Genomic DNA, 10,446 nt, shown 5'->3' with positions numbered 1-10,446 from the left:
GGATACTCCGAACGATGCTCGCGCACCAGCCGGACAGCGCGCTCACGCAGCGCGGGATCGATCTTCTTCGGCATGACATACATCCTTCCAACTCAAAAGGATGCGGCATCAAACCTGGGGCGCTTCACTGTTCCTCGTCCTCATCACCGGTTCCGCCGGTCAACTCGTCGCGCCCGTAACCAAGGGCGGAGCCGGGATGAGCTATCTCGAAGTCATCGCATCGCTCACCGGCGGAGCGCTCGTCGGGTATCTCGTCGTGGTGCTGCCGTTGGTGGTGCCAGCGATCCGAGCGAACGACCAGGAGCTCTTCGAGCGACGCGTCCCGTGGCATTTCTCTGTTCCCGCATCGGTTCGCGTCGTCGTCGCTCGCATCGCCGTGGCCGCGGTGCTGGCCGTACCCGTCAGTGCGTTCCTCGGGCTGCACCACGCGGCGTGGGTGATGTTGGCGTGCCTCGGAATCCTGCAGAAGGACGCGGACGTGCATTCCGCGATCCTCCGCGGCGTGCAACGACTCATCGGCACCAGCCTCGCCATCCTGCTCGTCATCGTGCTCGCCGTCATCGAACCCCAGGGGTTCGCCCGCATACTCTGGGCCGCCGCTTTGATCTTCGCTTTCGAGCTTCTTCTGAGCCGAAACCTGACGTGGGCTTTTACTGTTGTGACGCCAATGGCGGTCCTCCTCGCTTCCGCAGCTGGGAATTCCATCAGTGAAGTTGCAGACGAACGCGTCGTTGACACCCTCGCCGGAGCAGCCATTGCGGCAATCGTCCTCCTCGGAGTGGTCGTGGTCCAAAGGACACGGAGCGCGCCCGGCTCGACACATGTCGGATGACCTTCGAACTCTCGGCCTACGGCTGCCTCGCCCGACGCGAGCACAGTGAGAGAAGCAAAGAAGGAGCCGACCATGCCAGAGATCCTGCAGCCCGGAGAGCGTTCCCCGCACTTCACCCTTCGGGCTACCGCCGACCAGTCGCTGAACTCGGATGAACTCCTCGGCAGACCCGTGGTCCTCGCCTTCTATCCGGCCGATTGGAGCCCCGTCTGCGGCGACCAGCTCTCGGTCATCAATGAGGCCCTGCCGCTGATCCGCGCGCGAGGCGCGCAGGTCATCGCTGTGTCCGTGGACAACGTGTGGTCGCACGAGGCGTTCACCACAGCCCACTCGCTGCATTTCCCTCTGCTCAGCGACTTCGAACCGAAAGGCGCCGTCGCGCGTCTCTTCGGCGCATACGACGACTCCGTCGGCGAAGCCCGCCGAGCCCTGTTCGTCATCGACTCCGCCGGCGTAATCGCTTGGAGCTACCTTGCGCCCGTCGCCGTCAACCCCGGCGTCGACGGCGTGCTCGACGCTCTCGACGCACTCGTTCACAACTGAAAGGAGAGAACGATGTCCTCACTTCGCAATCCCGTCTCCCCACACGACCATTCGAAAGGACCCGCCGCAGCCCCAGTCGTCCTCGTCGAGTACGGCGACTACCAGTGCCCCTACTGTGGCGCCGCCTATCCTGTGGTGAAAGACCTCCTGGCCGCCTACGCCGGGGAGGTCCGCTTCGTGTTCCGCAACTTCCCTCTGGCGGAAGTCCACCCCGAGGCGGTGAACGCGGCGTTCGTCGCGGAATTCGCCGCGCAGCACGGAAAGTTCTGGGCAGCACACGACCTCCTCTTCGAGAACCAGCAGCAGCTGGGTCCCGATCTCTATGCGACGATCTGTGAGCGTCTCGACCTGCCGCTCGATGAACTGCGCACAGCCGTCGCCTCGAAGAAGTTCATCGCCCGCATCCGCGATGAGGAGGAGGGCGGCATCCGCAGCGGAGTGAACGGGACCCCCACGTTCTTCATCAACGGTGTGCGGGTCGACAGCGGAACCGAGGGGCTGCCCGCAGCGCTGGCCGAAGCGGTTCGCCGCTCCGCCTGAACCACACCCGCGAGGGAAGGGTTGCCGGGTACGTACCCGGCAACCCTTCCCTCATTCAGCGCGCGATGCGACGCATCCGCAGTGCGGCGGCCACCGTCACGATTCCGACCAGGACGACGAACACGAGCAGCACGGTGATCTGTGGCAGAACGGTGAGTGCCCCGCCAATGGCGAGTACCGGGATCGCCAGTCCGCAGTATGCGACGAGGAACATCGCAGCGAGCGTCTCGCCGCGGCGCTCCGGCTCCGCGATCTCGGATGCCGTGGCCAGCGCGCACTTGAACAGGGCACCGACGCCCGCACCGCCGACGATTCCGCCCAAGAGGAAGAGGGCGAGCGAAGGTGCGAGAGCTCCTCCGGCGATGGCGAGCAGCCCGATACCGCAGGCGACGGCGGCGAACAGCAACTGGGTACGACGAGCGACTCGGGCGAGAAGCACCTGAGCGGCGGCGGCGGACCCGAAGACGAGGAAGACCGTGACGCCGGCCATGAGGTGTCCGCTTTCGTCGAAGATGCCGATGAGGATCGAGGGCGCGAGAGAGGTGAACAGCCCGAAGAGCGCGAAGCCAGCGAAAGCCGCGAACGCGGCAGCGATGAAGTGACCTCGGGATGCCGCGGGCACCGAAACCCTCTGCGGGCGATACTTGTGCGGCAATGGGGCGACAGTTTCCGGAACGAGTGCGACGGCGATGGCCAGGAGGATGAGGACGACCGCGAACACGGTGTGCGGAAGATGCAGCGGGTCGGGCAGGAAGTCGGCGAAGAGACCTCCGATGAGCGGACCGAGCGCGAGACCCCCGAGGTTCGCGCCGCCGGCGACGGATGCCGCGACGATGGTGTTCTCATCCGGCCGCGCTCGAGCCCTCAGCTCGCCGAGGTGTGCGGTCGCGGTCGCGGTGAGCACGCCGATGCTGATGCCGTTGACGATGCGGGCCACCAGTAGGCCCGGCACATCCGTGAACGCCGTGAAGAGCACTGCCGAAAGCGCAGAGACGAGGATGGCGATGACGAGCATCCGGCGTCTGCCCATCCAGTCGCTGACGTGGCCCAGCAGGAACAGACTCGCGACGACACCGACCGCGTATGCCGCGAACACGATGGTCACGACCGAGACCGGGAAGCGGTCGACCCGCTGATAGAGCGGGTAAAGCGGCGTGGGAACGGTGGAGTAGGCCATCACGAGGAGGAACGCGATAGCCACCACCCAGAACGGTGTCGTGTGGCGAGTGATATCGGTGGATGGGGAGTGCGTCATCATGCTCTTCCTCTGCAAGGGCAACAGAATGCAACGCGGCGCCGGGGCTGCGAACTCCCGGCGCCGCTCACCAGCGCGCAGGGTGCGGCGGGTGGATCCCTCTGCTCAGCGCAGAGGAGTGATGCCCTGCGAACCGCGTGGGAAGCTCGCGAGGACGGCGGGGTCGATGTTGAGGTGCGCCGAGACGAGCTGCGGCGGCACGTGCGAGAGCCAGTTGGCGAGCGAGATCTCCTCGTACCTGTCGGTGCGGAACACCTCCAGGAACTGCAGCACGTCATCGCCGGTGTTCTCGATGTAGTGGCCGAAGTTCTTGCGGACCACACCTACGTCTCCCGGACGGAAGTCTGTCGTGTTCGCGTGCGGGCCGGTGTTGAAGACGGTCATCCGGGCGGAGCCGCGGAGGTAGTACTGCCACTCGTCGGCGTTGGGGTGCCAGTGCAGCTCGCGCATCGAGCCGGGTTCGACGGTGACGAGGGCCGCGGCGACTGTCGAGGAGTACGTGTAGTTGGTGGAGTCGGCGATCTGGATCGACCCGCCCGTGTTCTCGTAGAGCGGCTTCGACCGTGACAGGCGGAAGATGACCGGTTCCATGCCCCACTCGACGCCGGCCGCGGCCTGGTCGACCTCGAGGGCCGGGGGCTCGTCACCGGGGAAGATCCAGAGGTTGTGCAACGGGATGTCGGAGAAGACCTCCTGCGCGACACCGAAGTTCTTCGCGAGGACCTCGGGCGGAGTGTGCGCGAACCAGTCGGTGAGCAGGAGGGTGTTCGACTCGGACTGGTCGCCGTCGTCGAAGGCGAGCACGAACTCCGCCCCATCGGGACCGAGTCCCTGCAGGGAGTGCGGAGTGCCTGCGGGGAAGAACCAGAGGTCACCCTCCTCCACGTCCTCGACGGCGGGGAGCCCCGAGCGGCTGAGCGTGGTGACGCGGGCCTTGCCCCGGGTCATGACGGCCCATTCGGCGGTCTGGTGCCAGTGCAGCTCACGGATGCCGCCGGGCTCGAGGTACATGTTGACGCCGGCGATCTCGTCGGAGATGTGGAAGTCCTGCCTGGTGAGCTCTCGCGCCCATCCACCGCGCTGCACCCGCCGCGGGGAGATGTTGAACGACGACCAGAAGAACGGCTGGGTGCTGATGTCCGTCGCGGGCGCGTGCATCTGGTTCGGGAACTGCGACTCGATGGTCTCGTTCTGAGGACCGGTCATGGTGTTGCTCTGCGGCCGGTCAGTGATGTTCACCTCGCCTTCCTGCGGCAGGTCGGGGTTGCCCAGCGTGGGAACCTCGTGCCCGACGGGGATGTTCTCGGACGAATCCATGGCTTGCTCCTTCGTGGCGAATCCGGACGGTACCCAGGAGTCTGGCGACGTCCAGCGATGCGCGACAGGGATAGCTGACGAACGTGCACTCGACACTCGTCGGACGCCGTGGACGGTCTCTTTCGCTTGGGTGGAGTCACCCCAGGAGGTTTCCATGTCACTCGCCCACGCCTCGTCACTTCGTCGCTACCCGCTGCTGGAAACAGTGTGGGCGTCGGCGTCTCTCGCCTTCGTCTCCGGTCTGCTCGACGCGTGGACTTTCGGTCAGGTCGGCACGTTCGCGACAGTGCAGTCCGGGAACCTCATCTCGCTCGGCTACTTCACCGCAGAGGGAAACGTCGAACGAGCGCTCCTCGCTGCCAGTTCCGTTCTCGTCTTCGCGCTCGGGGCCTTCGCCTGCAGCATCCTCATCCTCTGGCTGTCGCGGCGCGGCAGGTCGTACTCTGCGGCCGTCCTGCTCGTCGAGATTCTGCTCCTCGGCGCCCTCGCCGCGTTGAGCGCCTTCCGAGAAATCGAACCGATGTGGATCGCGTGGGCCATAAGTTTCCTCGCCGGTGTCCAGGGCAACGCCTTTCACCGCGAGACAGGCATGCTCTACGGCAACATCGCCGTCACCTCAGTGATCCAGATGGCAGCCGGCCTTCTCGGCCGGGCCGCAGGCCGTCACATCGCCGACGACGGCGAGCGCCACCTGCGCCCGGCGGGCGCGTATCTCGCGGTGCTCGCGGCGTTCGCTGCCGGAGGCGGGGCAGGTTTCGCGCTCGACTCTCGCTGGGAGGGCGTGTCGTTGGTCCTCGCGGCCGCCATCCTTGTTGCGCTTCGCGTGTGTGCACTACGCGGCCGCGGCACGATCGACCCTGCAGGGAACGGTCCGACACCGTGATCCAGGAAAGCTCCGCAACCGCCCCGCCGGTGTCCGACCATGCCACCTGGAACTAGTTGCGCCCGCAATCCCCGGGTACGCCGCTCCGGACGATAGATTCTTCCTGTGATCATGGAAAACCCCGACACCGGGGCTCCTCCTCGCCTCTCCTCCCCAGGACCCGGCGGCAGCGGCGGAGCCACGCTGGCCGACGTCGCCCGTCTGGCAGAGGTCTCGCGCGCCACGGCCTCTCGTGTCCTCGCCGGCCGCGCCACGGGCCGCTCGGCCAGCCACGCGCGCGTCCTCGCCGCGGCGGAAGAGCTCGGCTACGTCGTGAACGGGCTCGCCCGTTCGATGATGGGCGTCGGCCGCCGCAGCATCGCGTTCGTGTCGAGCATCATGGTCGGCCCGACCTTCGCCTCCATGGCCGGCGGCGCAGAAGACGTCGCGACCGCGAACGGACACCTGTTCACGATGTGCACGACGGGGGGAGATCTCGATCGCGAGGCCGCACTCATCGAGACCTTGAGCGAGCAGCGGGTCGCGGCCGTACTGCTGGTCGGCGCCACCCCCACGGGCGAGGAGTTCGAGGAGCGCGCGCAGCGATACTCCGAGACGCTCGCGCGCGTCGGCGCGCAGCTGATCCTGTGCGGCCGCGCAGCGTTGCCCCACCTGCCGCACATCGCATCGATCGATTACGACCACCGCGGCGGCGTGCGCAGTGCCGTGGAGCACCTCATCGGGTTGGGGCACCGACGCATCGCATTCGTCGGTGCGCTCGACGAGACGACGACCTCCCGTGAGCGGTTCCTCGGCTACCAGGACGGACTCGCCACGACAGGGATCGAGGGCGACTTGTCACTGGCGATCCGGAGCGGGAACACCTCGGATGACGCAGCCGCAGCCACGATGACGCTTCTCGCCGAGCATCCCGGGGTCACCGGCATCGTGTGCCAGACCGACGTGATGGCAGTGGGTGTCTGCCGCGCACTGCACCAGGCGGCCATGGCGATCCCCGCGCAGGTGTCGGTCGTAGGCTTCGACGACATGCAGCTCGTCGCCGACCTCACGCCGTCGCTGACCACCGTCCGTGCACCGTTCCACGACGTCGGCGAACTCGCCGGCCGCATCGCGGTGGGCGGCACCTACGACGGCCCCGTCGTCCTGCCGAGCGAGCTGATCGTCCGAGACTCCACAGGCGCCGTCCGACAGTGAGACGGAGGGGCGCGACCGCCGAGCCGGCCGCACCCCCGATCCGTCGTTAGTACGCGCCGATATCCTCCCAGGGCCCGTGCGGGTCGCCTGGTGCCTGGTTGCGGGTCCACCACTGCGCACGGAACACGTGTCCGTCGTGCGCGACGGTCTCTCCGCCGGTGTAGACCATGGACCGCGTCCAGGTCGACACCCCCTCGCCCGCCGCCGCAACGGGCGCGCCCTGCTCCATCCACGATCCCGTGGCGGTGCTGCCCGGCTGCTCGTTGCTGGTCCACCACTGCGCCGTGTAGGTCGACCCTGCGTGCTGCACCTGGTCCCCCGCGCCGTAGACGGTCGCGGGATCCCACGCAGGAACCGGCTCGACCGTCGAGGCGGTGCCGAACACGATGAGCTCCGCGACATTGAGGATCTGGCCGTTGACGATCCGCACGTACCGGAACGATGCGTCGTCGCTCACCGCCCATCGCTGCCACTCGAGCGTCTTGGCGGGAGCCTGCGGACTCAGCCGCGTCCAGGTCTGCAGGTCGTTCGACCCTTCCAACCGCATGTCGGCGATGCGGCTGGTACCGTATCCGTCCTGCCGCACGAGCACCTCGGCGCCCGTGAGCGAGACGGTCGTATCGGGGCCGAAGTCCCAGACGTTGCCGTAGGTTCCCGAGTTGAGGCGCGTGTCCGAGTGCGTCGCGGGGTCGCCGTCGAGCATCCGTGCCGTGTACTGCGTCCACGCGGCATCGACGACACCGTCCGGTCGGAGCACCACCGCGTCGCGGAACGCGCCGTCGATACGCCCGTCGTCGCTCGACAGGAAGAGCTTCGACCCGTCGGTGGTGGCGTAGACGGTGTCGGCCGTGCGACCATCGGCGGCCGTGAAGTCGACCGTGAAACTCACACCACTGCCTGCCGCGGCGTCGGACGGCAGCGTCGCAGTTGCGACCCATTGGCCGGCGGCGGAGGCCGTGACCGTCGCCGCAGTGCCGAGAACCGTCACCGCGACACCGGTGTTCCCCGGGTCGCCCGACAGCGTGACTGCGACCTCGTCGCCGGCGACGACCCGCCCGGCCACGGCATCCGCCGAGGACAGCGAGACGGTCTCCATGGACCCGACCGCTTCGCTGCGCACTCCGTCGATGCGGATGTCGGCGATGCTCCAGATTCCGGGATAGGCCGGGTCCGATGGCACGCCCGGATCGTCCACTTGGAACTTCACGAACCGGAAAGTCCGATCCTGGACCTCGCCTCGCACAGGCAGCCATTCGATTGCCGCGTCCTGTCCGACGTTCGGATGCTCGGTCAGGAGGGTCCAAATGGTGCCGTCGTTCGATCCGTAGACGTTGGTGCCCTCGGCACGGTTCGTGAAGGTGTCCCTGGCCTGGATGCCGAATCGCTCTGCTCCGACGCGGAACCCCGCCCCGAAGTCGAACACGATGCTCGGCACCCGCTGGTCGCCCCAGTGGGTCTGGTTGTCGCCGTCGGTGAGTGCGGTGAGCTGCTGACCGGTCAGCGGCGCCGCGCTCACCAGCGTCCGGTAGTCGAGCGTGCCGTCCGTCAACCGGGGATTCAGCAGGACGAGGCCCGACACGGCATCGGCGAGTTCTTCCAGCAGCGCGGCGAAGGCCGCCGAGTCGGCGGTGTCCCGAGCGTTCTCAGCCGCGGTGCGCGCCGCGGCCGACCGCGCCAGGCTTGCGGAGGTGTAGTCCTCCGCGGCTCCTGCGCGGTCGACCAGTTCCGCGATCGCCGCCGCCCGGTCTGCGACCACGGTGATCGCGACAGGTAGAGCGGTGATGGATTCGCCGTCCGACGCGACGGCCGTCAGCTCGAAGTCTCCCGTCTGCTGCGGCGTCCACGAGAGGGTGCCGTCGCCCAGAGCTGCGCCGTCCGGGGCGCCCTGCAGCGACAGTGCGGTCGCCCCTCCCCCGGCATCCGTCGTCACCAGCGCCCGAGTCCAGGACTCACCGGCCACGAGCACCACGTCGAGCTGCGGCGCCTCGGCGAAGACCGGCGGCGTGAGCGCGCCGTTCGCCTGTGCGAGCACCGAGCCGACGTCGACCGTCGCCTGCGAACCGGTGGCGCGGAGGAACACGATGTTGTCCCCCACCGCGCCGGGCGTCTGCGCGTACGCGAGGTCGAGCCATACGTACCGCCATTCGCCGCCGGTGTCGGGCACGACGATCTCACCGAAGGGCGGCTCGGTCGCAGTGCGTGAGAGCTGCAGTCGTGCGGCGCCGTCACTGCGGACTTCGACTCCGACCAGCGAGTTCTTCGATCTGTCGCCCCAGATCGCTCGACGCATCGCCATGCAGGCGTCGTCCTCGACGGCGTCCAGCCGGATGAACGACCTGTCGCCCTCCTGTTCCCGCGATGCCCCGGCACCGAGAGGCGTGCCGAAGATCGTGGTGGACAGCGCGGCGCTCTCGGCGAGCGGTGCGACGGTGTCGTCCTCTCCGGCCAATTCCTCGGGGAAGGCCACCCAGTACTCGGCGCCGGTGTAGTCGGAACCGCGGTCGTTCCAGAAGTTCTGCACGCCCGTGCCGTAGTAGTAGAGCGGTCCGTCGCGCTGCTCGTACAGCTGCGCGACGTTCGGAGCCTCGTCAGCGACGTCGACATCCGCGACGTAGCGGTATTGCAGATACGCCTCACTGAGCGGATCCTGCAGCCGCCCGCGATACGCCTGTGACAGCGTGCCTCCCTCGTTCGCAGGGACATAGGGCACGTCCTCGCCCATCATGAAGGCGTAGAACGTGTCCGCCCCCTTGAGGATGCGGTGGTCGAGGAAGTCGTACGGCGACACCGCGTCGGATGCCGTCGACACCGTGCCGTCATCGGGATCGACCCGCGTGCCCTGCGCGTCGACGATGCGGGCCAGCGCGACGAAGAGATCGACATCGCCTTGACCGTGAGCCTGATCGCGCAGCATCTCCATGTGCTGCACGAAAGGGGCTCCCGTCGTGTTCGCGGGGTCGTCGGCGGGGATCTCGCGGAACAGCTGCAGAAGCGAGCCGTTCACGTTCCCGCCGTACAGATCGTGCTCGCTCTCGTAACCCGCGTTCACCGTGAACCACTCGACTCTCTCGGCGTAGAGATCGGCGTCGTCGAGGAAGATCGCCGCAGACACCATCCCGATCACGCCGTACAGGTGCTGGTTCCAGAGCCGGTTGGGCGACGAGAGGAACGTGTCGAGCACGGGACGCACCAGGTTGTCCTCGATGCGCTGCTGATCGGTATCCGTCCAACGCAGGTCGTATCCGTCCAGCTCGGTGCCGGCCGGCTCCGTGCCGCGGATCACCTCGGCGGCGATGAGCATGTAGTACAGCGGCACTCCGGTGTGGATGTGGGCATCGGCGAAGTACTCGTACTTCGCAGGGTCCAGGCTGCTCCAGGTCCGGATCACGTGCAGCGCATTCGCGCGATACTGCTCGTCGCCCGTGACGACGTACTCGAGGGCCTGCGTCATCGCACCGATGCTGTCGCGCAACGCGCTCGAACGCATCCCCACACTCGAATACGCGTCGTTCTTCGGGGTGTCCGTGCCCGGCTGCGCGTTCTCCGCCCGGAAATCGCGTGTCGCGTACCGCGTCTCGATCATCGCGTCGTAGTAGCTCGCCCACGGGTCGACCCCGGCGAGTACCTGTGCGCGCATGTTCTCGAGGTGGTCCGCGGTGAAGCCGACGCCGGGATGCGCGAACCCGGCATCGCTGACGGTGCGTACGATCCCGGGCGGCGTCTCGGACACCACGGAGGTCGTGCCCGAGCCGGCGGTCGCGGGGTGTGCGGCGAAGAGCACGCCGCTCATCGCCAAGGTCCCGACCAGCGCGCTGCCGATCGCGGTGCGGATACTGCGTCGTTGATAGATCTTCATCGATCTCTCTTCCGTGACTGCACCGC

General features: G+C 67.5%; 8 protein-coding genes. 5 read left to right on the top strand and 3 right to left on the bottom strand.

Annotation, left to right across the window (positions count from 1 at the left end):
* Positions 1-256: 256 nt before the first annotated feature.
* The 3 genes from ACI3KS_RS17020 to ACI3KS_RS17010 all read left to right on the top strand — a co-directional run bounded on the left by ACI3KS_RS17020 (position 257) and on the right by ACI3KS_RS17010 (position 1,915).
* A complete protein-coding gene (locus tag ACI3KS_RS17020; RefSeq protein ID WP_404919722.1) occupies positions 257-832 on the top strand; it encodes an FUSC family protein in 576 nt (191 codons plus the stop codon).
* A 72-nt stretch (positions 833-904) separates the two neighbouring features.
* Complete coding sequence (locus ACI3KS_RS17015; protein ID WP_404919721.1) at positions 905-1,375, top strand: redoxin domain-containing protein; 471 nt, start codon at positions 905-907, stop codon at positions 1,373-1,375.
* A gap of 12 nt (positions 1,376-1,387) precedes the next feature.
* On the top strand, positions 1,388-1,915 hold the full coding sequence (locus tag ACI3KS_RS17010) for a DsbA family protein (RefSeq protein WP_404919720.1): 528 nt from the start codon (positions 1,388-1,390) through the stop codon (positions 1,913-1,915).
* 55 nt (positions 1,916-1,970) lie between these two features.
* Here ACI3KS_RS17010 and ACI3KS_RS17005 read toward each other — a convergent pair whose 3' ends face one another.
* Both ACI3KS_RS17005 and ACI3KS_RS17000 read right to left on the bottom strand, forming a co-directional pair.
* Complete coding sequence (locus ACI3KS_RS17005; RefSeq protein ID WP_404919719.1) at positions 1,971-3,170, bottom strand: MFS transporter; 1,200 nt, start codon at positions 3,168-3,170, stop codon at positions 1,971-1,973.
* Between the two features lie 105 nt (positions 3,171-3,275).
* Positions 3,276-4,487 carry a cupin domain-containing protein gene (locus ACI3KS_RS17000; protein ID WP_404919718.1) on the bottom strand — a complete coding sequence of 404 codons (1,212 nt, stop codon included), beginning with the start codon at positions 4,485-4,487 and terminating at the stop codon, positions 3,276-3,278.
* A 154-nt stretch (positions 4,488-4,641) separates the two neighbouring features.
* On the opposite strand from ACI3KS_RS17000, the gene ACI3KS_RS16995 reads away from it, so the two are divergent.
* Entirely contained in the window at positions 4,642-5,370 is a 729-nt protein-coding gene (locus tag ACI3KS_RS16995) for a YoaK family protein (RefSeq protein WP_404919717.1), read from the top strand.
* 111 nt (positions 5,371-5,481) lie between these two features.
* Positions 5,482-6,564, top strand: coding sequence for a LacI family DNA-binding transcriptional regulator (locus ACI3KS_RS16990; protein WP_404919723.1), 1,083 nt, complete (start codon positions 5,482-5,484; stop codon positions 6,562-6,564).
* A 46-nt stretch (positions 6,565-6,610) separates the two neighbouring features.
* Here ACI3KS_RS16990 and ACI3KS_RS16985 read toward each other — a convergent pair whose 3' ends face one another.
* A complete protein-coding gene (locus tag ACI3KS_RS16985) occupies positions 6,611-10,420 on the bottom strand; it encodes a carbohydrate-binding protein (RefSeq protein ID WP_404919716.1) in 3,810 nt (1,269 codons plus the stop codon).
* Between the last annotated feature and the right edge of the window lie 26 nt (positions 10,421-10,446).

Source organism: Microbacterium sp. ZW T5_45, assembly GCF_044987415.1.
In the GTDB taxonomy this organism is placed as follows: Bacteria; Actinomycetota; Actinomycetes; order Actinomycetales; family Microbacteriaceae; genus Microbacterium.
This window is presented reverse-complemented; position numbering and strand designations above follow the sequence as displayed.